Raw genomic sequence first — 21,288 nt, forward strand, 5'->3', positions numbered from 1 at the left:
CGCCATGCTCGGAACCTCGAACCTCTCGAAATCATTCGGTGATCGGACCCTCTTCGAGGGCGTCTCGCTCAAGCTGAACCCCGGATCCCGCTACGGCCTGGTGGGCGCGAACGGCTCGGGGAAGACCACCTTCCTGAAGATCGTGGCGGGCGACGAGCCCGCGAGCGACGGGAGCGTCAGCATCCCGAAGGACGCCCGCGTGGGTGTGCTCCGGCAGGATCGGTTCCTCAGCGACGACCAGATCATCCTGGATCTCGCGATGATGGGCGATCGCGTCGTGTGGGAGGCGCTCGTCGAGTCGCGCCGCCTCGCGGAGGACGGCGGCGACGCCGGCCGGGTGGCGGACCTCGAAGATCGCATCCGCGCCCACGACGGCTACACGCTGGAGGCGCGCGCGAGCGCCGTGCTCGAGGGGCTCGGCATCCCCGTCGAGGCGCACCGGAGGCCGCTCTCCACGCTCTCGGGCGGCTTCAAGCTGCGCGTGCTGCTCGCGCAGGTGCTCCTCGGCGGCGCGGACGTGCTGCTGCTCGACGAGCCCACGAACCACCTCGACATCCTCTCCATCCGCTGGCTCGAGCGGTTCCTGGCCGGCTACAAGGGCTGCGCGGTCGTCATCTCCCACGACCAGCGCTTCCTCGACAACGTCGCCACGCACATCCTCGACGTCGACTACGAGACCATCACGCTCTACACGGGCAACTACGCCGCCTTCGTCGTCGAGAAGCGGTCGATCCGCGAGCGCAAGCAGGCCGAGATCGCCCGCGCCGAGAAGATCATCGCGGACAAGCGCGCGTTCGTGGAGCGGTTCGGCGCGAAGGCGACCAAGGCGCGCCAGGCGCAGAGCCGCCTCAAGCAGATCGAGAAGATCGAGGTCGAGGAGCTCGCCGACACGTCGCGGCGTTCGCCGCTGTTCCGGTTCGCGATCCAGAGGCCGAGCGGGCGCGACGTGCTCGAGGCGAAGGGGATCTCGAAGTCGTACGGCGCGAAGCAGGTGCTGCGCGACGTGTCGCTGTCGGTGCGGCGGGGCGAGCGGGTCGCGGTGATCGGGCCGAACGGGCTAGGCAAATCGACGCTGCTCAAGATCCTCGTGGGCCGGCTCGCGGCCGACGCGGGCGGCGCGTCGTGGGGGCACGAGGCCCGCGTCGGCTACTTCGCCCAGGATCACCGCGAGCTGCTCGTCGACGGATCGATGACGCCGCTCTCCTTCCTGTGGGCGGCGTGCCCCGACGAGTCGCCGAGCTACGTCCGCGGCCAGCTCGGCAGGGCGCTGTTCTCGGGCGACGACGTCGAGAAGAGCGTCGGCTCGCTCTCCGGCGGTGAGGCGGCGCGGCTCATCTTCTGCCGCATCATCGTCGAGCGGCCCAACGTGCTCGTGCTCGACGAGCCGACCAACCACCTCGACCTCGAGGCGATCGAGGGGCTCGTCGAGGGGCTCAAGGCGTTCGAGGGGACGGTGCTCTTCGTCTCGCACGATCGCTACTTCGTCTCCGAGCTGGCGACGCGCATCCTCGAGGTCACGCCGAGCGGGCCGCGCGATTTCCCCGGCACCTACGAGGAGTACCTGGCCGGCTGCGGCGACGATCACCTCGACGCCGACACGGTGGTGCTGAAGGCGAAGCGCGAGCACCAGAAGGCGTCCGCGCCTGCGGAGGCGGGCGGCTCCTGGGAGGAGCAGAAGCGGCGTCGCAACCGGCAGAAGGAGCTGCCCGCGCGGCGCGACAAGGTGCTCGCGTCCATCGAGGCCGCCGAGGCGCGGAAGAAGGCGATCCACGACCTCTACTGCAGCGACGGCTTCTTCGAGCGCACCGGACAGGCCGAGATCGCGGCGCTCCAGGCCGAGGATGAGGCGCTCGGCCCGCGCATCGACGCGCTCATGGCGGAGTGGGAGCAGATCGAGCAGGAGATCGCGGAGCTCGGGGCGGTCCAGGCGCAGTGAGGTCTTGCCGGGCTGCCCGGCCCCGAGAGAGGGGGTCCGCCGCGCGGCGCGGGGGCTCGCCTAATGCCCTCTTGTCTTGCGGCTGGCCATGTCGATGCCGACGGCCAGGATGAGGATGATGCCCTTGATGACCGGCTGCCAGAAGCTCTCCGTGTTCATCAGGCTCATCCCGTTGTCGAGCGAGGCCATGACGAGCGCGCCGAGCAGCGCGCCCCAGATGGTGCCCTGCCCGCCGAGGAGCGACGTGCCGCCGATGACGGCGGCCGCGATCGCGTCGAGCTCCATCATCCGGCCGGCGTCCGAGGTCGCGGAGCCGACGCGGGCGGTGAGCACCACGCCCGCGATGCCCGCCATCACCCCCATCAGCGTGAACACGGCGATGAGGTGACGATCGATGTTGATGCCGGAGTAGAAGGACGCCTCGCGGTTGCCGCCGATCGCGTAGAGGTGCCGCCCGAACGTCGTGTGCTTCGCGAGCACCGTGAACGCGGTCGCGAGCACGAGCACGACCAGCACGGGGAACGGGACACCCTCGTAGGAGTTCATCAGGGCGGCGAACGCGAGGGAGAACACGGCGAGCCCGATCCACGGGTAGCGCGCCGTGCCGGTGGCGCGCGCCGCCTTGTACAGCAGCCCGACGCAGAGGATGCCAGCGCCCGCCCAGCCGAGGGTGTGCGGCACGTACGCCTGGCCCACGAACAGGTAAGGACGCGCCGGCGAGATGGACACACCGCCTGTCAAGCCCAGGATGGATCCCTGGAAGATGAGCATCCCGCCGAGCGTGACGATGAAGGGGGGAATCCGCAGCCGCGCCACGAGGGTCCCCTGCACGAAGCCAAGGACGGCCCCGAGCAGGAGCGGCAGGATGAAGGCGGCCGGCAGCGGCCAGCCGAGGCTCACGTAGATCATCGCCGATGAGGCGCCGAGCAGACCGGCGAGCGCGCCCACCGAGAGATCGATCTGCCCCGCGACGATGACCATCACCATGCCGATGGCCAGGATCGACGTCACCGACATCTGCCGCGCGAGGAGCGTCAGGTTGCGCGGCGTCACGAACGTCCCATCGGTCGTGATGGAGAAGGCAATCCAGATCGCGATGAGCGAGCCCACCATCGAGAGGGCGCGCCAGGGGATACGCACGCGAAGCTTGGCCTCGCTCATTCCGTCACCTTCCTCGTTGCAGCAGCCATCACGCGCTCCGCGGTCGCGTCCTTCCGGTCGAGGCAGGCCGTCGGTCTGCCCTGGTTGAGGACCAGCACGCGGTGGCTCATGCCAAGCAGCTCCGGCAGATCAGAGGACACGAGCACCACGGCGAGCCCATCCGAAGCGAGCTTGTGGATGAGCTGGTAGATCTCCGCCTTCGCCCCGACGTCGATTCCCCGGGTCGGCTCGTCGAGCAGCAGCACCCGGGGCCCCGTCATCAGCCATTTGCCGATGACGATCTTCTGCTGGTTGCCGCCCGAGAGCTGGTTCGCGAGCGCGAGCGGCCCAGACGCCTTCGTCCTGAGCGCCTTCATCTGCTCGACCGCCGTGACCTCTCGCTCGGCGTGATCGAGGAAGAGCCCCTTCACGAACCGCCGCAGGGTCGCGAGCGTGATGTTGTCGAGGAGGGTCGCCTCGAGCACGAGGCCGTAGCGCTTGCGATCCTCGCTGACGAGCGCGATGCCCGCGTCGATCGCCTGCTCGGGCGCCCTGAACGGCGGCGTCGCGGGCCCGCCTCGGACCGAGATCGCGCCGGTGACGCGGCTCGTCGCAGCGCCGAAGATCGTCGAGAGGAGCGCGGTGCGGCCGGCGCCCATGAGGCCGCCGATGCCCAGCACCTCGCCGGCGCGCACCTCGAAGCTCACGTCGCGCAGCACGAACCGCCCGGGGTGGCCGCCGTCCTCGACCGACCAGCCCTGGACCGACATCGCGACGGGGCCCTCCGGCGGCGGGGGGCAGGGGTAGAGGTTCGTCACCTCGCGGCCGACCATGTACGAGATGACGTTGTCGGGCGAGAGCGCCGTCCGCGGCTGGGTCGTGATCGACTTCCCGTCACGGAGGACCGTGATGCGGTCGGCGATCTCGAAGACCTCCTCGAGCCGGTGGCTGATGTAGATGCAGGAGACGCCGCGGGCGCGCAGATCGCGCAGCAGGCCGAGCAACGTCTTCACGCCGGACTCGGTGAGCGCCGCCGTGGGCTCGTCGAGGACGAGGATCTTCGCGTCCTTGAGCAGCGCCTTCGCGATCTCGACCATCTGCTGCTGGCCGATGCCCAGCTCCTTGATCGGGCGCTCGGGATCGATGTCGAGCCCGACGCGCGCGAGCGCCTCCCGCGCCAGGGCCCGCACCGCGTCCCAGTCGATGAGCCCACCGCGGACGGGCTCCCGCCCGAGCACGAGGTTCTCGGCGACGCTGAGATCGGGCACGAGCGCGAGCTCCTGCGCGATCAGCGCGATGCGGTGCTCCTCGGCGCTGCGCATGCTGCTGAACTGCACGACGCCGCCGTTCAAGCGGATCTCGCCGCCGTACGTGCCTGCGGGGTAGTAGCCGCACAGGATCTTGATGAGGGTGCTCTTACCCGCGCCGTTCTCGCCGCAGAGGGCGTGAATCTCGCCCTCCTGGAGGTCGAACGAGACGCCATCGAGGGCTTTCACACCGGGGAACTGCTTCGTGATCGATGCGAGCTCGAGGAGAGGCATTGTCCTGGGCGCAAGGGGGCGTCAGCGCGCGGCCACGTTCGCCTGGGAGGGGGCTGCGATGCAAGCACTTTGTTGGAAGCGCGCAGAGGATCCAGGCGCGCAGGTCGTCACGCGTCACGCGTCACGCGTCACGCGTCACGCGTGTTTCCTGGGAGGTGCGGGGGGCGAAGAATGTATGAGAGCCCCCGGAGAGTGATCCCGGAGCGACCCGGGCGACGGCGCTCAGTTGTAGAAGCCGAGGTCGTCGATGTAGAGGTCGAACTTGGGTGCCTTGCCGATCTGGAACTGGAGCGAGTAGAGCTTCGCCGCGTCGATCTGCTCGGTGCCCGCCGGATCGCCCCAGCCGCCCTGCTTCAGCTCCGCGAAGGGAATGGTGAACTGCTGCCACTCCTCGGTGGCAGCGAAGGTCTTCTGCCACGCGTCGCACTTGTCTGAACAGGCACCGCCGGCAGCATCCGTCCCCGGGTCGGAGATCATGACGGTCGCGCTCGTGCCGGAGCCCGGGCCGAGCTTCGCCCAGAAGGTGATTCCGGTGTACGCCGAGGCGTCATAGGTGGCCTTGACCCCCTCGGGGCTGTTCAGATCGAAGCCGAAGCCAGCGCCCCACTCTGTGAAGCCCGTCCCCCACGAGCGCGCCGCGTACGTGCTCTGCCCGCGCGCCGGCTCGAGCGCCGTCATCGTGAAAGGCTCTGCCCCGGTCCCCTCCGGATCGGGCGGCGGGGTCTGCGTGGCCCCCTCCGTCGCGTCATTGAAGGTGTACCAGTAACCAACACGCCCGCCGTCGGCCAGGATGGCGTTGTCGTTGTCCTCCATGTCATCGATCATCTCGATCGTCTGGGGGCCGGCGCCCGCGCCCGTCGACGCCGAGGTGCTCGCGGCCGTCGAGGCCGTGGAGGTGTCGGTGCTCCCCGTGCTCGTCGTCGTGGTCGTCGGGTCCACGGTGCCCGCGGAGGTCGTGCTGCCGGCGCTGCCGGCGCCGCCCGCGCCCCCGCTCCCGCTCCCGCCACCGTCGTCGTCGCCGCACGCGGCGAACGCCGCGACAGCCAGTCCACAGACCACCAAGTTAAAAGCACGCAGGAAAATTCTAGTTGTCATACGTTCACATCTCCGTATCTACGTTATTCTAATCAGCGCTCGCTCTGGGCCGGACGTCAATTGAATCGAGGAGCGTCCTGGCGCGGCGAGTATCGCCTGGAAGCTCAGGCCCTGCAACCTTCTTCTTTCCTCGCTGCAATCCATCTTTGTCATCGTTCGCCATCGTTCGCCATCGTTCGCCATCGTTCGCCATCGTTCGCCATCGTTCGCCGTCGTTCGCCCTGGAAGCGAGCCTCGCGCGAATGTCCTTGTTGGGGCCGCTCGCAACGGCGGTGGCATGTTCGGAGCGTCGTTGAGACGTGAGCGCCTGGATCAGCGCGAGTGGCCGCCTGCTTGCAAGGCGCCTTCGCGGGCTCTCTCGGCGAGGCTCGAAGGAGGAAAGATGGCACGGGCGAAGGCTGGCCGGCGAGCGCGCGCCGCGGCGCAGAGGAGCGCGCAGAGCGCGGACCGGGAGCAGAGCGGCGGTGAAGGCGCGCCCCCGACGGAGCAGGAGAGAGCCCCGCGGAGAGAGCGGCAGAGCGCCGCGGCGCAGCGCGCGAGCTGCGCGCGGCTGCCGGGGAGGAGGGGAATCGCGGGGCTGCTCCTGAGCCGGCTGGAGACGGCGGCATACCGCATCTACGAGCGGGTCGCCGGGCTGTCCGAGGAGCGGCCGGCGCTCGGGGTCGAGCTCGCGGCGTCGGCGCTGCGGGCGCTCGGGGCCCGCGCCCCGCGGGTCGTGAGCAGCGTCACGGTGAGCCGCGCGCGGGCGGCGGTCCTGCACGCGCTGCAGGACGCGGCGGGCGTGCGGCGCCTCCTGCCGAGCATCGGGCGCGTGGAGGCCGGCGCGAAGAGGCAAGCCTCGACGATCCGGGCGGCCCGCGCGGGTGGCCCGGAGCGCACGCCGGCAGGGGTCGTTTCGCTCGCGACCGCGCCGGGCGACGGGGGCACGGAGATCAAGGTGGTGTTGCCGGGCGCGCGGCCGCGGGGGCGGCTCGCGCGCGCGGCGGGCGAGCTGCTGGCGGAGCTGCCCAGGCGGCAGCTGCGGGGCGAGCTGCGGCGCCTGAGGCAATGGATCGAGATCGGCGAGATCCCGACGACGGCGGGGCAGCCGTCCGGCCGGGCAGACCGTGAGAGGGAGTGACCATGCGCGCGATCTGCTGGAATGGGGTGGATGACATCGTCGTGGAGTCGGTGCCCGAGCCGAAGCTCATCAGCCCGCACGACGCCATCGTCCGCGTCTCGCTGTCGTCGGTCTGCGGCTCGGATCTGCACCTGCTCCACGGGTACGTCCCGACGATGAAGCAGGGCGACATCCTCGGGCACGAGTTCCTCGGCGAGGTCGTGGAGACGGGCGCCGAGGTGAAGCGGGTGCAGCGCGGCGATCGGGTCGTCGTGTCGTCCATCATCGGGTGTGGGCGGTGCGCGTATTGCCAGCGCGAGCTGTGGTCGCTCTGCGAGAACTCGAATCCTCATCACGTGGTGACGGACAGGGTGTTCGGCGACACGACGGCCGCGATCTTCGGCTACTCGCATGCTTTCGGGGGCTTCGCGGGGAGCCACGCCGAGTACGTGCGCGTGCCGTTCGCGGATCACGGCGCGTTCAAGGTCCCCGACGGGGTGCGGGACGAGAGCGCGCTGTTCGCCTCCGACGCGCTCTCGACGGGCTACATGGCGGCGGAGCTCTGCGACATCCGCCCGGGCCAGGTCGTCGCCGTCTGGGGGTGCGGGGGCGTCGGTCAGATGGCGATCAAGAGCGCCTATCTCCTCGGCGCCGAGCGCGTCATCGCGATCGACCGGATCGCGGACCGCCTGGCGATGGCGAGGGCGCACGGGGGCGCCGACGCCGTGAACTACGCCGAGGTCGACGTCCAGGAGGCGCTCCGCGAGATGACGGGCGGGCGCGGCCCCGACGCCTGCATCGACGCGGTGGGCATGGAAGCCGACGGGACGGGCCTGCAGCACGCGGTCGATCGGGTGAAGCAGGCGTTCCGGATGCAGAGCGACCGCCCGCTCGTGCTGCGCGAGGCGATGCTGGCCTGCCGCAAGGGCGGCACGGTGTCCATCGTGGGCGTCTATTCCGGGTTCGCCGACAAGATCCCGCTCGGCGCGCTCATGAACAAGGCGCTCATCGTCAGGACCGGCCAGCAGCACGGACAGCGGTACATCCCGCGGCTGCTCGATCACATCCAGCGCGGCGACATCGATCCGTCGTACCTCCTGACGCACCGGATGTGCCTCGACGACGGGCCGCGCGGATACCGCCTCTTCGAGGCGCGCGCGGAGGCGTGCGTGCGCGCGGTGTTCGCCCCCTGACCCTGGCGAGGCCGCCGCCCCCGACCGCGAGCGCTAGCGCTCCTGCCCCTTCGCCAGGGTCGCCTGGATGGCCTGCGCCCGCTTCATGTGGCTCGCCGTCTCGTCGCGAATGCGCTGGAGCTCCCGCTTCATCTCCTGGTTCTTCACCCTCGGGATGGCCTGCTCGTCCAGCATCCGCAGGGCATGGGCGTGCATCCTCACCTGGATGGCCATGTACGTCTGATCGAATTTCTCGGCCGGCTGCTGCTGGAGGTACGCCGCGATGATGGCCGAGTGCCCGGCGATCATCGCGCTCGCCCGCGTCGGCTCCGCCTTGATCCGGAGGCGCCGGAGGAGCGCGCTCAGGCGGATGTTCCCCTGGGTGTGGGCCTCGAGCATCTCCCTGGCGAAATCCTTCACCTCGCGCGACCGCGCCTGTTTGCGGGCGATCATCGCAAGAGAGATCTCGACCTTGTTGGCCACGGAGATCACCTTGGCGAGGGCGCCGTCCGACACCTGTGTCTCCTCGGACCGCGGGCTCGCCTCCTCCAGCCGCTGCTGCAGCTGGGAGATCTGCGCGCCCTGATGGACGTGACCTCCACGCCCACCCGCGTGCGCGGAGCTGCCGATGACGCTCGCGGCGAGCGCGGCGATCACCGCGACGCGATGCTTGAAATGATGGTGCATCATGGTGGATTCCCTTCCTGGATTTCCGCGGCGCGCTTCACCGGCCGATCCGTGGATGCCCGCGGCTCACGACGTCTCGAACGTCAAGCAAGCCGCGGACCCGCTCTCGACGTAACTCTCGACGTAGACCGAGGGACTGCCCTGCTCATGGCGCTGCGCGCGGGCGCGCTCGCGGGGCGATCGACGCACACCCGGGGAGTCGTCCCCGCCGCATCTCGGGATTCCACGTCAAACCCATCAAGCTTGCCATCCCCCGTTGAATCGAGCGTGCAACCCGCCAAAGGCGCTCGCCTCCACGAAAGGCGCGCTCTCCGGCGGAGGCCCGGCTCCCTCGGCAATCGCGCTCCTCCGGGAAATCCCCTGCCCCCCGAGGTGGGAGGGGCTTGCGGGGCGCGGGTCCCGGTGGTCAAGTGAAGCGTGGAGCGGCCCCCGTGCCGCCTCGCGCGCTGGCGAAGAGCTCGCCCGGGGGCCTCCGCGAATTCGCACATGCCTGACCGCGGCTTCATCCTCACGCCCACGACCCGGGTCGTCGCCGGGTGCCCGGAGATCCACCTCCACGCGGTGATGGAGGACGGCGCACCGGCGCTCGTCATCGAGGACAGGTTCAGGCCCTACTTCTTCGTGCGCGCCCGCGACGAGGACGTCGCGCGGCGGCTCGCGGATCGCCGCGTCTCTCCGCAGGCGCTCGAGACGCTCGACGGAGAGCCGGTCCTGCGCGTCGAGGCCGCGCTCCCGCGGGACGTCACGGCGCTGCGCGACAGGCTGGCCGAGGCCGGCGCCGACGCCCTCGAGGCGGACGTGCGCTTTCCCTACCGCTTTCTCATCGATCGCGGCATCCGCGGGGCGTTCGCGGTCTCCGGGCCCTTCGAGCTCCACCCGGGCGTCGGGCGCGTGTACCGCAATCCCACGCTCGTCCCCGCGAGCTTCGTCCCCCGCCTCCGCGTGCTCTCGCTCGACATCGAGACGAGCCTCGACGGCGAGCACCTCTATGCGATCAGCCTCGCGGGGGCGGGCGGCGAGCGCTGCCTCCTCGTCCGCGAGGCGCCGGTGCCCGGCGGGCTCCCCGCCTTCGTCGAGCGCTTCCCTGACGAGCGGACGCTCCTCGAGCGCTTCCTCGAGCTCGTCGCACAGGCGGACCCCGACGTCCTGACCGGCTGGAACATCCCGGATTTCGATCTGCCCGCGCTCCAGCGTTATTGCCGGCGCGCCGGGCTCCTCTGCGCGCTCGGGAGGGGCGATGACGAGATCGCGATCCTGCGCGATCCGGGCTTCTCGCGCGAGGCGCGCGCCGTCCTGCCGGGGCGGGTGGTGCTCGACGGCCTCGCGCTCCTCCGCGGCGCCTTCCTGCGGCTGGACGATTACCGCCTCGAGACCGCCGCTCGGACGATCCTCGGGCGCGGCAAGCTGTTCGGGCCAGACGACCGGGGCGAGCAGATCGAGGCGTCGTACCGCGACGACCCGGCGCGGCTCGCGGAGTACAACCTCGAGGACGCGCGCCTCGTCCGGGATCTGCTGGAGAAGACGGGGCTCATCGAGCTCTCGGTGCGGAGGAGCCTGCTCACCGGCATGCAGGTCGACCGCGTGGGGGCGCAGATCGCCGCGATCGACTCGCTCTACCTGCCCGCGCTCCGCGCCCGCGGCAAGGTCGCGCCCTCGGTGTCGAGGGAGGGGCCGGAGGGAGGGGCGGAGATCGCCGGCGGCCTGGTGCTCGATTCGCTGCCGGGGCTCTACCGCAACATCGTTGTGTACGATTACAAGAGCCTCTATCCGAGCCTCATTCGCACGTTCAACATCGACCCGCTGACGTTCGTCGCCGGGGGCGCGGGGCCGCCCGAGGCGCTCATCGTGACGCCGGGCGGCGCGGCCTTCCGGCGCGGCGAGCCGGGCATCTTGCCCGAGCTCGTCGCGCGCCTCTGGGACGAGCGGGCCGAGGCGCGGCGGGCGGGCGACGAGCGGGGCGCGATGGCCATCAAGATCCTCATGAACTCGCTCTTCGGCGTGCTCGGCTCCCCCGCGTCGCGCCTGTTCTCCCCCGAGGTCGCGAACGCCATCACGCGCGCCGGGCAGCACGTCATCAGGCTCACGGCCGAGGCGGTGCGGAGGGCCGGGCACCGGGTGCTTTACGGGGACACCGACTCTCTCTTCGTCGATATAGGCGAGCCGGACGCGGCGCGCGCCGTCGCCCGGGCAGAGGAGCTCCGCGACGCCATCTCCGGGTCGGTCGCCGCCGAGATCGCGAGGACGTTCGGCTGCGAGAGCCGGCTGGAGCTCGAGTTCGAGAAGGTCTATGCGCGCTTCCTCCTGCCCGAGCTTCGCGGCGCCGCGCAGGGCAGCAAGAAGCGCTATGCGGGCCTCGTCGCCGGGGAGGGCGGCGACAAGCTCGAGATCGTCGGGCTCGAGGCGGTCCGGCGGGACGCGAGCGCGGTCGCGCGGCGCTTCCAGCGGGAGCTGCTCGACCTGGTCTTCCACGATCGCCCGGTGGAGGGCTTCGTGCGGAGCTTCGTGACGGAGCTCCGCGCGGGGCGGTTCGACGCGGAGCTCGTCTACAAGAAGGCGCTGAGGAAGCCGCTCGGCGCTTACACGAAGACGACGCCGCCGCACGTGAAGGCGGCCCGCAAGCTGGGCGGCGACGCGGGGCGGATCGTGGCCTATGTGATCACGCGCGCTGGCCCCGAGCCGGCGGGCCAGACGACCGCGCCGCCGGACTACGATCATTACGTGTCGCAGCAGCTCAAGCCGATCGCGGACTCGGTGCTGCGGTGGCTGGGCGGGGCCGATTTCGATGAGATGACGGGCGCGCGGCGGCAGCTCTCGCTGTTCTGACCCGGCGCTGGTCGCGCGAGGCGAACCCGGGGGCGGGCGGGCGGGCGCGTGGCGGAGTCTCCGGAGGCGCGCCGGGAGGATCGAGAGCTCACGGGCGCGCCCGGAGAGCTCACGTGGCCGACAGCGCGTCGGAGACCATCGCGCGCGCCTCGTCGAGCACGCGATCGAGGTGCGCCTGGTCCTTGAAGCTCTCCGCGTAGATCTTGTAGACGTCCTCGGTCCCCGAGGGCCGCGCGGCGAACCAGCCGTTCTCCGCGACGACCTTGAGCCCGCCGATCTCGCCGCCGTTGCCGGGCGCGCGCGTGAGCTTCGCGGTGATCGGCTCGCCCGCGAGGGTCTCGGCGCGCACCGCGTCGGGGGAGAGCTTCTTGAGCACGCTCTTCTGGCTCGGCGTGGCCGGCGCGTCGATGCGCGTGTAGATCGGCGCGCCGAACCGCGCGGTGAGGTCGCGGTAGTGCTCGGCCGGGTCGCGCCCGGTGCGGGCGAGGATCTCGGCGGCGAGCAGGTCGAGGAGGATACCGTCCTTGTCCGTCGACCACACCTGCCCGTTCTTTCGCAGGAACGAGGCGCCCGCGCTCTCCTCGCCGCCGAAGCCGAGCGAGCCGTCGAGCAGCCCGTCGACGAACCACTTGAAGCCGACCGGCACCTCGCGGAGCGGGCGGCCGAGGTCCTTCGCCACCCGATCGATCATGCTGCTCGAGACGAGCGTCTTGCCCACGGCCGCGTCGGACCGCCAGAGCGGGCGGTTCCGGAAGAGGTAGGACACCGCCACGGCGAGGTAATGGTTCGGGTTCATCAGCCCGGCGCTGCGGGTGACGATGCCGTGGCGATCCGAGTCGGCGTCGTTGCCGAACGCGAGATCGTAGTCGTCCTTGAGCGCGATGAGGTTCGCCATCGCGTGCGGCGACGAGCAGTCCATGCGGATCTTGCCGTCGTGATCGAGGGGCATGAAGCTGAAGGTGGGGTCGACGGCCTGGTTCACCACCGTGATATCCAGCCCGAATTTCTCGGCGATCGGCGCCCAGTACGCGATGTTCGAGCCGCCGAGCGGATCGACGCCGATGCGCAGCTTCGCGCCGCGGACGGCCTCGAGATCGACGACGTTGCCGAGATCGGCGACGTAGGGGCCGATGAAATCGTACGGGTGGGTGGTCGGCGCGCGCAGCGCGGCCTCGTAGGGCGTGCGCTTCACGCCCGCGTTGTCGGCGCGGAGCAGCTCGTTGGCGCGCGCCTCGATCCAGCCGGTGACGGCGGTGTCGGCCGGCCCGCCGTTCGGCGGGTTGTACTTGATGCCGCCGTCGTCGGGCGGGTTGTGCGACGGCGTGATCACCACGCCGTCCGCGAGCCCCGAGGTGCGCCCGCGGTTGGCCGTGAGGATCGCGTGCGAGATGGCCGGCGTCGGCGTGACGCCGTTCCGCTCGGCGATGAGGACGTCGACGCCGTTGGCCGCGAAGACCTCTATCACGCTGCGCTGCGCCGGCTCCGAGAGCGCGTGCGTGTCCATGCCGAGGTAGAGCGAGCCCGTCGTGCCCTCCTTCGCGCGGTAGTCGCAGATGGCCTGCGCGACCGCGAGGACGTGCGCCTCGTTGAAGCTGCGCCGCGCGGCCGAGCCGCGGTGGCCGGAGGTGCCGAAGGCGACGCGCTGCTGCGGATCGCTCATGTCGGGGCGCTCGCTGTAGTACTGCGCGCGCAGCGTGTCGGGATCGATCAGCACATCGGGAGGGGCCTTGCGGCCTGCGAGGGGGTGGAGCGGCATGAGCCCCCGCATAGCCGAGCGCGCGGGACGAACAAAGCCCTCCGCAGCGCGCAGCGGGTGCTCCGCCTGTCCGCGCGAGCGGCCGCCGCGCTCGATCCCGCGCGAGCGCACGCCGCAGGCCGAGCGCGTGGCGCCTGGGAGCGCCTTCCTTCCTGCTGCTGCGCCTCCTGTGCCACGGTATGCTCGCCTGGCAGATGACGGGGGACAGCCGATGACACGGGGCAACCGAGACCGCACGATTCGCCAGCGCTGCCGCGCTGGCGCTGCCGCGCTGGTGCTCCTCGCGTCGCTCTCCGGCTGCGCTGGCGCGCAGGCCGCCGCCGGCGCGCCGGCCCCGCGGAAGGCCGCCTCGACCGCTGCGCGCCGGAGCTCCGTCGTCGTCGAGCGCGGCGTCGAGTACAGCCTCGCTGGCGGCCAGCGGCTCTTGGCCGACGTCCTCCGGCCCGATCCGCCGAGCGCAGCCCGCCTGCCGGCCGTCGTGTACATCCACGGCGGGAGCTGGAGGCGGGGCACGCGGGAGCAAGGCCACGAGCTCCTCCCGCAGCTCGTCGCGACGGGCCGCTACGTCGGGATCACCATCGAGTACCGCTTCACGCCGACCTTCCCCTGGCCCGCGCAGCTCCGCGACGCGGAGGCCGCCGTCCGCTGGGCGCGCGCCGCGGCGGACCGCTATGGCATCGATCCGGAGCGAATCGCCGTCTGGGGAGAGTCCTCCGGCGGCCAGATCGCGAGCGTCCTCGGCACGACGGCCGGCGACGCCGCGCTCGAGGGAGACCCGCCGCCTCCGGGCGGCCTCTGGCCGCCCACGAGCCGTGTCCAGGCCGTCATCAACTTCTGCGGACCGACGGACATGGCGGCGTTCTTCGCCTCGGCGACGACGCCCGACGCGATCGCCGAGATGCACGGCCGGCTCGATCCGCTCTTCGACGGCCCTCCGCCGGAGCGCGCGGACCTCGTGCGCTCGGCCTCCGCGATCCACCATGTCGACGCGCGGGATCCGCCGTTCCTGTTGATGCACGGCGCGCGCGACGAATTGATCCCGTTCGCCCTCTCGGAGGCGATGCACAGGGCGCTCCTGCGCGCGGGCGCGCCGAGCGTGCTCGTCCCTGTCGCGGCGTGGGGGCACGGCTTCCGTGGCGCCGAGATCGACCGGCGCGTGCTGGCGTTCCTCGACAGGTATCTCTGGCGTGCGCCCGTCGCCGTCTCCAGCGAGCCGGTGCGCGCCGAGCGGACCCCCGACTGACGACCCATGGCGCCCTTCGACGAACCGCTCCGCCTGCTGCTCCTCCCCGGCCTCGACGGCACCGGCGCGCTCTTCAAGCCGTTCCTCTCGACGCTGTCCGCCGACATCGCGCCGGAGGTCGTCTCCTACCCCGCGGACACGGAGCTCGATTACGGCGCGCTCGAGGAGCTGGTCGCGGCGCGCCTGCCCGCGGACGGGCCGTATGCGCTGCTCGGCGAGTCGTTCTCGGGGCCGCTCGCGCTCCGCCTGGCCTGCCGGAGCGCCGGGCAGCTCGTCGGCGTGGTGCTCGTGGCCACCTTCGTCACGAACCCGGTGTGGCCCGTCCCCTCACTGGCGCGACACCTCGTCGGCCCGTGGCTCTTCCGCCGCCGCGCCCCGGAGCTCGTCTCACGCCGCTACCTCGTCGGCGCGCGCGCCTCCGCGGCGTGGCTGGAGCGCGTGGCCGCGAACGTCGAGACCGTCGATCCCGCGGTGATGGCGGCGCGCGTGCGCGAGGTGCTCTCGGTGGACGCGCGCGCGGCGCTCCAGGGCTGCGCCGCGCCGCTGCTCTACCTGGGCGCCGCGGGCGACGCGCTGGTGCCGCCGCGCGTGCTGCGCCAGCTCCGCCGCATGCGGCCCGACCTGGAGTGCGTCACGGTCGACGCTCCGCACCTCGTGCTGCAGCTCGCGCCGGAGGCGTCGGCGCGCGCGATCGAGGATTTCTTGAGGCGCCGAGCGCGAGCACCTCGCAGAACGTGAGCCCACCAAACGCGAACAGGCGGCGTTCGCCCGAGACCGCCGCGTGAGCGCGTCCGCCGTCACTTCCAGCCGAGCCGTGCGGTGAAGTCGACGGTCTCTATCCGCGAGAGTACGAAATCGTCTGCTCGACCGGGCGCGGCAGCGCTTCGCTCCAGGCTGATCATCAGGTTGAAATTCCTGCTGGCTCCCACGAGGTTGAGGAATTTCTCCCTCGGGTAGGGGAGAACGTGCGCTTCGCGTCCTTCAGGCTGAAGATCGCCGAGGTCGGCCAGGCGACCAATCAGCGCGTCATTGACAAATATCTGGTGTCCTTCAGAGCCCCCCCAGGTCTCCATATCGTGCGTTCTGAACACGAAGCGAATATTCTTCACCTCGGGGCGGTCGTCGATCCATTCAAGGTGCATAGGTATCGTCATGCTCGCGCCGGCATACGTGCTACCTTGAAAGATCCCCGGATTGTCACCAAAATGGAGGTTGCAGGCCATGACCAGGATCCGATCGCTCTCCTTGATGCGTCGGAAGACGTGAACGGCGGCCTCGCGATGTTCGCTGATGTAGAGCTCGCCAGTATCAGGATTACTGTTCATGAAATAGAAGCTGCCCGGCGCGGGATCCGGATCCACGAGGTGAAGCTTCCTTCGAGGGGCCCCTATCGTCACCGGCTGGCCGCCTCGAAGCGCATCCCTGATCGCCGAGGCGCTGATGAGCGCCGCGTAGTTCTGGTCGTACGGCCTGGGGCCCCCGGCGTCCGGGAACATTTCTCCACCGCCCACCATCATGTTTCCACTGGCATCAACTCCGAGATAGCCCGCCGACAAGAGCTCTGCGATGACCGTCCCGTTGCTCTCGAAGTCGACAGGCGGACCGCCGGTGAGAGACGGGCTCCATATCGCATGATCAAAGGCCTTGACCGTTCCGGTTCTGCTCGATCCCGCCGACGGATCCGTATCGAGCCCGTTACCGGTGAATAGGGTACGATCCCTGTCGACGGTGACCCCTGCCGGCGCGCCGCCTGCCACTCTGACCACGGGGGTTACAATGCCCGTCGAAATGCTCAGCGCCGAGACGCCCCCTGCGCTGCTGATGAGGATGATGTCCTTGTCGTACCATTCGGCGTCGTAGTTCGGCACCTGATACCTTCTCTCATTCGTCGGAGCCGTCAGCTCGAAGACGACGACCTGATCGCCGTCGCCGATCGCGGCCCTGTTTCCGGCGGGAGCGACACGGACGAACGAGACGAACCGCGAGCCCAGACCTGCGGGGCGGAGCAGACGGAAGCTGCGAGAAGCGCGCGACTCTTCTTCGTAGATCTCCACCCCGTCGCACACGATCAGCCGACCGTCGGGCAACACGTCGAACATGGAGGGCTGCGAGTTCGCCCCAGGCGGACGGAAAGACGCCTCGAACATGTAATCTCCGAAATCAAGATCTGCCATGGCTGTCTCCTCGCTTTCATAAATCGTGAGAGCCCGCGATGTGATTCCCTGCGCACAGACCCCCATGCATCATATGGTGCTGCGAGACGGCGATCGACACCAGCTCGTTGCCTGCACAGCCAGCGCTCAGTCGAGCGCCCACGGCGCCTACGGCTTGGAGGACACCGTGATGACTTGCGTGAGAACTGACCGGGGCTCCCGGGGCTCCCCGCGGCGCCAAGACCACGGGCGGCGCGCGCAACGCCGGACGGCGATACCGCACATGTCAACACACCGACAACACCCAGCGTCTGCGGCATAACAAGAAACACACGGAGGCGGGGAGACGATTCACCAGCGTCCGGGGCGGAATATCAGAACAATCCCAGGTGCCGCGGGGGCAGCCCGACCCTGCTCTCTACCCTGAGCTGCTTCGGGTTCACGAGCCGTCCCGCCCCGGCCACGTCGAACCTGTGTACGACACCGCCTCCGGTTTCCGCGTCAGCGATGAAGCACACGCTGCAGGCGCTGACACACCGAACCTCTCCAATCGTGAACGGCTCTTCAGCGGATCGGCGCAGCACCTCGAACGCATCCGTCCCCAGATCGAGTTGGATGAGGCTGTCGGGCACCGCGGGTTCACCGGCCACGGCGCGTCGACCGAGCGTCGTGAAGACCAGATGGTCGGCGTCGCTGAACGAGACCGAGAATCCCATGGAACCCTGGTCGAAATCCTTGGCGGCATACCGGCGGCGCTCCGTGAGGACCTGCCTCACGTCGAGCAGCACGACGCCCGACCCGGCGAGCGTCGGCACCGAATCACCGCCGAACTCGCCAGAGCACGAGACTGCCAGCGCGTCCTCCTGCGGCGACACGGCGAGCCCGCCGCAGCCGTGCATCCCACGCAGAACGAATACGTCCTCGATGGTATCCTTGCGGGTGTCGACGGCGATCACGCGCGACTCGGCGGACTTCCTGAAATCTGCAGAGTACCCTTCCAGCACGGCGTAGACGCGATCGGCAATGCGCACTGCCCGTCCTGGTCGCGGGAAGAACCTCGGATCTTCTCCTTTCATGGCGGGGGCCAGGTCGACACGGCCAGCGATGGCTGAAGTGGAGGGATCGACCACGAGGATGTCGCTGCCCTGATCGAACGGCTGGGATCCGGCTGCGAAGTTCGGCTCGTACCGGGTCACATAAGCCTTGCTCTGCGAGAGTTCCACGTAATCGTGCGGGTTCGCCGCGAAGCCGGTCGAGACCGAAAGCTGGGCGCGAACCTGGGCGGAATCCGCCCTGACCCACGTGATCACCGAAGCGGGGTAGCGATCGATGAGCACCACTTCCCCGGAGGAGACCGGCATGGTTGGGACCACCACGTCTCCGCCAAGCGGCGCGGAGATCCCGACCGGTGCGCTCGCGGAGGAGATGAACGACGACGACAGCACCGTTCCATCGAGAGCGAGCAGAGACACCTGCGTGGACTGGTAATCCGAGCTCACCACCACGACGCCCCGCCCACACGCTCCCTCCTCGGTGCCCGCTCCTTCTCCGCCATTCGACACCTCGGGCACGTTGCAGCCGACGGAGAGCAGGAGGATTGCGCACAGCCTACTCCGCTCCATCACCAGCATCTCCCGCATGTACGAATCACTTCGTTCACCACCACACCTCCAGGTTACCATGCACGCTCCGCCCCGGGAGCGGAAAGCCGATGGCGTCGAATTGCTGGGTATCGAAGATGTTTCTCATCGCGAAACGCACAGCCATGCTCCGATGGAAAAAGTGCGCAGACGCGTCCAGATCAGTCACGGCCTGGCTCCGGAGTACGACGAGACCTGCGGGATCGGCGAACCGTGAGGAGCGGTACAGGAGCCGGACGCCGACGGCAGCCCGGTCCATCGCGATCTGCGGAAGCGCAGGGTCGGCGTATACCTCGACGGACGGCGACACGACCAGGCGGGACTGAAACGGCAGAAAGTCGTTCTTGACTCGCCGGCTCGGCGATACATCTCGTGGATCGAGCGCCGTCATGCTCAGCTCGACGCGTATCGCGTCGAGCACGTCAGCGCCTGCGGCGAGCTCCGCGCCCAGCACGCGCGCGGCGCCCACGTTGAATGGACGGATGACCCCGAAGCTCGATCGTTTGAACGCGATGAGATCTTGGGCAGAACGACCGAAGAGGAACGCGTCCACGTATAATGCGCAGGACGCGCAGGGCGTGCCTTCGCGCCACAGGCGTGTGCCCAGGTCCGCGGTCAGTCCCTGCTCGGGGACCAGCCCGGAGTTGCCGCGGACGAAGTACGAGAGGCCGTGGAGCTCCCCGAGGGTCGGGACACGCACGTAACGCCCTATATTCATGAGGATTTGCATGCGTTCAAAAGGCCGCACCTCGATACCGAACCGCCCGACCGGATCGACCGCGATCGCGCGGGAGCCCTGGGCGTGCTCCACGCCCGAGGTAGACTGCCGCTGCAGCACCGAGAGCGCGTGTAAACCAAGCCACGGGAGCGGCTGCCAGGTCATCGTGCCGGCAAGGCGGGTCGACTCCCGACGCGCGCGCAGTGGCGGGCTCGCCACGGTGTCGACGCCGACCTGTTCAACTGCTTCCAGAGCGCTCGCCCCGAAGCGAAGGTCGTCGCTGACCATGTAGCCGAGCCGCGCTTGCTGCGCGAGGCGAGTCCCCGAGATGGCCACGTCCGTGGCCTGCATCGACAGCTCGCGCCACGGATCGGACACGGTGCTCCGGGTAACGACCCACGTGCTAGACACTTCGAAGATGCAAGATCCTTCCGCTTCGCCGACGCGCCACGTCGAGCATGGCACCCGGCTCGATACAGCGCCCAGCATCCGCTGCGTCCGAGACCTGGCCGCCCTCGCGGGGATGACGGCCAGCCCTGGGATGCCTTGCTCACGATAAAACGCGTTGGCCACGAAGAGGGTGCGCGCGCCTCGACCGATTTCGTGTCGTCCTATCACCCACGCGTCGTAAGCTTCGAAATCCGCGTTGCTGCGCCACACCTCCCGGTCGTCTGTAGGGTCGAAACGTGTACCTCGATCATCCGTGAATCCGTACCGATTGTCCGCTTGTTCCCGGCGCACGGCGAAGAGCGCAGACGCGGCTCCCGCGGCGAGCGCCCCCCCTGTCCATGCGGACCATTGGCCGAAGCTTCCCATCGACGATCCGACGCCGACGCGGGTCCTGTCCGGCAACTTGGGCTCGAAGAAGATGGCCCCTCCAATTCCGAGGTGGTCTGCGTGCTCCGGGGCGTTCCCTCGAAAAACGTCGACGCGAGCCAGCATCCATAGTGGCAGCGTGGACAGATCCGCCGTTCCGGTGAGATCGTCATTCAGTCGAATCCCGGCCAGGTAGACGGGTGTCTGTGCGCTCGTGGCACCACGGATCGATGCGGTCGCATGATCAGACGAGCTCCCAGCCCGGGAGGTCTGCACGCCAGGGACCTGTGCCAGCACGTCGGCGGACGTGGCGCCGGGGGCACGGAGTCGCTCCTCGGAGATCACCATAGACGCTGGGGTAGGATCCCTGGAGGAGGCTGGAGGCCACGGACGCTTACGTCCACGGACGATCACCTCCCGGATCGGCTGGAATCGCGCTCCGACAGGGATCGCTCTCTCCTCGATCGGCGCGGACGTCGACCGGGCGTCGGCGCTCTGCCCGTACACGGCCGGCGCAACCAGGCAGCCGGCCATCGTCGTGGTGATGCTCGCAATCTGCCTCCGAGTACGGGGCGTGCTCATGATCACGGGATTTTCACTGAAACGGTGCTTTGGACCTCAGGGGCAGAGCGCATTGACGATCGCGACGGCATCCAGATCAAATACGGTGTTTACATCGGGCCGATCGGTGATCCGTACGTAACGCGCCACACGGACGCCAATGTCCGCCAGATCGAAGGAGTCTCCTCCTGCCACATCGGGATCGGTGGGATCGATGTTGCCGGAATCGGCATTGGCGTACACGGGGTGCCATCCAGCGCAGCTTCCATAAGGGTAAACGGTCGCGGCGCAAGGGAACGCGGACCAATGCACGCCGTCATCGCTCACCTCGATGGTGCCGAGCTCGGCGTATGGATTGTCTGGAGCTCCGCCGATAAGGAACGGATTCTCGAAGACGATGAAGTCGGCGCCTGGACCATCGACGATCTTGTTGCCTGCAAATTCCACGGTAACCGTGCCGCCATCCCCCAGGGAAACAACGTCCAGCGAACCGGCCAATGCTCCGCCGCCTCTGGGAGGACCGTAAATGTTCGAAGGAAATCGATTCTGCCCAAAATTCTGCCCGGAACCAAAGCGGTGCGCGACTACCCCTGTGACGAACCGGGATCCTGGCCGATTGCACACGGCTACCGGATCGACCTGATCTGCGCCTCCATCATCGGACCGTCCCTCTCCGCGGACACCGATATTTCCACTGCTTCCATCCTCGCGCGTCGTCTGCCGCGATGCACGCGTTCCTGCGCTCTCAGCGGTACTGTCCGGCGACGTTGACTCGTCAGGAGCCGCGCACGACGTCAGTCCCGCAGATACGAGCAGCAGCACCCTCCAGTCAAGGCCCATGTTCTCTCCATCGCGAGCATGTCGGCAGACGTCACAGCACGAAATCGCCCCGTGAACGGCCTGCTCGT

15 protein-coding genes are annotated in these 21,288 nt (G+C 69.2%); 6 read left to right on the forward strand and 9 right to left on the reverse strand.

Annotated elements, in window-relative coordinates; genetic code table 11:
* Positions 1–4: 4 nt before the first annotated feature.
* On the forward strand, positions 5–1,936 hold the full coding sequence (locus tag WMF11_RS31250; RefSeq protein ID WP_437973338.1) for an ABC-F family ATP-binding cassette domain-containing protein: 1,932 nt from the start codon (positions 5–7) through the stop codon (positions 1,934–1,936).
* Positions 1,937–1,996: 60 nt separating this feature from the next.
* Here the strand turns inward: WMF11_RS31250 and WMF11_RS31255 are convergent, their stop codons facing one another.
* The 3 genes from WMF11_RS31255 to WMF11_RS31265 all read right to left on the reverse strand — a co-directional run bounded on the left by WMF11_RS31255 (position 1,997) and on the right by WMF11_RS31265 (position 5,712).
* Complete coding sequence (locus tag WMF11_RS31255) at positions 1,997–3,097, reverse strand: sugar ABC transporter permease (protein ID WP_437542402.1); 1,101 nt, start codon at positions 3,095–3,097, stop codon at positions 1,997–1,999.
* Complete coding sequence (locus WMF11_RS31260; RefSeq protein ID WP_437902887.1) at positions 3,094–4,617, reverse strand: sugar ABC transporter ATP-binding protein; 1,524 nt, start codon at positions 4,615–4,617, stop codon at positions 3,094–3,096. The genes WMF11_RS31255 and WMF11_RS31260 overlap by 4 nt, the downstream gene beginning before the upstream one ends.
* 222 nt (positions 4,618–4,839) lie before the next feature.
* Entirely contained in the window at positions 4,840–5,712 is an 873-nt protein-coding gene (locus WMF11_RS31265; protein WP_437973339.1) for a CIA30 family protein, read from the reverse strand.
* 382 nt (positions 5,713–6,094) lie between these two features.
* Here WMF11_RS31265 and WMF11_RS31270 point away from each other — a divergent pair, with 382 nt between their 5' ends.
* Entirely contained in the window at positions 6,095–6,832 is a 738-nt protein-coding gene (locus WMF11_RS31270) for a hypothetical protein (RefSeq protein WP_437902890.1), read from the forward strand.
* Positions 6,833–6,834: 2 nt separating this feature from the next.
* The gene (locus WMF11_RS31275) at positions 6,835–8,004 is read left to right on the forward strand and encodes a zinc-dependent alcohol dehydrogenase (RefSeq protein WP_437542407.1); all 1,170 of its coding nucleotides are present in this window, start codon (positions 6,835–6,837) and stop codon (positions 8,002–8,004) included.
* Positions 8,005–8,037: 33 nt separating this feature from the next.
* On the opposite strand, the gene WMF11_RS31280 is transcribed toward WMF11_RS31275, so the two are convergent.
* On the reverse strand, positions 8,038–8,673 hold the full coding sequence (locus WMF11_RS31280) for a DUF4142 domain-containing protein (protein ID WP_437973340.1): 636 nt from the start codon (positions 8,671–8,673) through the stop codon (positions 8,038–8,040).
* 483 nt (positions 8,674–9,156) lie between these two features.
* Between WMF11_RS31280 and WMF11_RS31285 the strand changes: the two genes are divergently transcribed.
* Complete coding sequence (locus tag WMF11_RS31285) at positions 9,157–11,493, forward strand: DNA polymerase II (RefSeq protein WP_437973341.1); 2,337 nt, start codon at positions 9,157–9,159, stop codon at positions 11,491–11,493.
* A gap of 109 nt (positions 11,494–11,602) precedes the next feature.
* On the opposite strand, the gene pgm is transcribed toward WMF11_RS31285, so the two are convergent.
* Positions 11,603–13,249 carry a phosphoglucomutase (alpha-D-glucose-1,6-bisphosphate-dependent) gene (gene pgm, locus WMF11_RS31290; RefSeq protein WP_437973342.1) on the reverse strand — a complete coding sequence of 549 codons (1,647 nt, stop codon included), beginning with the start codon at positions 13,247–13,249 and terminating at the stop codon, positions 11,603–11,605.
* A gap of 211 nt (positions 13,250–13,460) precedes the next feature.
* Between pgm and WMF11_RS31295 the strand changes: the two genes are divergently transcribed.
* The gene (locus WMF11_RS31295; RefSeq protein ID WP_437973343.1) at positions 13,461–14,492 is read left to right on the forward strand and encodes an alpha/beta hydrolase fold domain-containing protein; all 1,032 of its coding nucleotides are present in this window, start codon (positions 13,461–13,463) and stop codon (positions 14,490–14,492) included.
* A gap of 6 nt (positions 14,493–14,498) precedes the next feature.
* A complete protein-coding gene (locus WMF11_RS31300; RefSeq protein ID WP_437973344.1) occupies positions 14,499–15,230 on the forward strand; it encodes an alpha/beta fold hydrolase in 732 nt (243 codons plus the stop codon).
* Between the two features lie 59 nt (positions 15,231–15,289).
* On the opposite strand, the gene WMF11_RS31305 is transcribed toward WMF11_RS31300, so the two are convergent.
* The 4 genes from WMF11_RS31305 to WMF11_RS31320 all read right to left on the reverse strand — a co-directional run bounded on the left by WMF11_RS31305 (position 15,290) and on the right by WMF11_RS31320 (position 20,878).
* Complete coding sequence (locus WMF11_RS31305) at positions 15,290–16,666, reverse strand: hypothetical protein (protein ID WP_437973345.1); 1,377 nt, start codon at positions 16,664–16,666, stop codon at positions 15,290–15,292.
* Between the two features lie 353 nt (positions 16,667–17,019).
* Positions 17,020–18,285, reverse strand: coding sequence for a hypothetical protein (locus tag WMF11_RS31310; RefSeq protein WP_437973346.1), 1,266 nt, complete (start codon positions 18,283–18,285; stop codon positions 17,020–17,022).
* Between the two features lie 16 nt (positions 18,286–18,301).
* The gene (locus tag WMF11_RS31315) at positions 18,302–20,167 is read right to left on the reverse strand and encodes a TonB-dependent receptor domain-containing protein (RefSeq protein ID WP_437973347.1); all 1,866 of its coding nucleotides are present in this window, start codon (positions 20,165–20,167) and stop codon (positions 18,302–18,304) included.
* A gap of 270 nt (positions 20,168–20,437) precedes the next feature.
* Positions 20,438–20,878, reverse strand: a complete 441-nt coding sequence (locus tag WMF11_RS31320; RefSeq protein ID WP_437973348.1) for a hypothetical protein — start codon at positions 20,876–20,878, stop codon at positions 20,438–20,440.
* Between the last annotated feature and the right edge of the window lie 410 nt (positions 20,879–21,288).

Origin of the sequence: Sorangium sp. So ce295 (genome assembly GCF_051527405.1) — a bacterium.
In the GTDB taxonomy this organism is placed as follows: domain Bacteria; phylum Myxococcota_A; class Polyangia; order Polyangiales; family Polyangiaceae; genus Sorangium; species Sorangium cellulosum_B.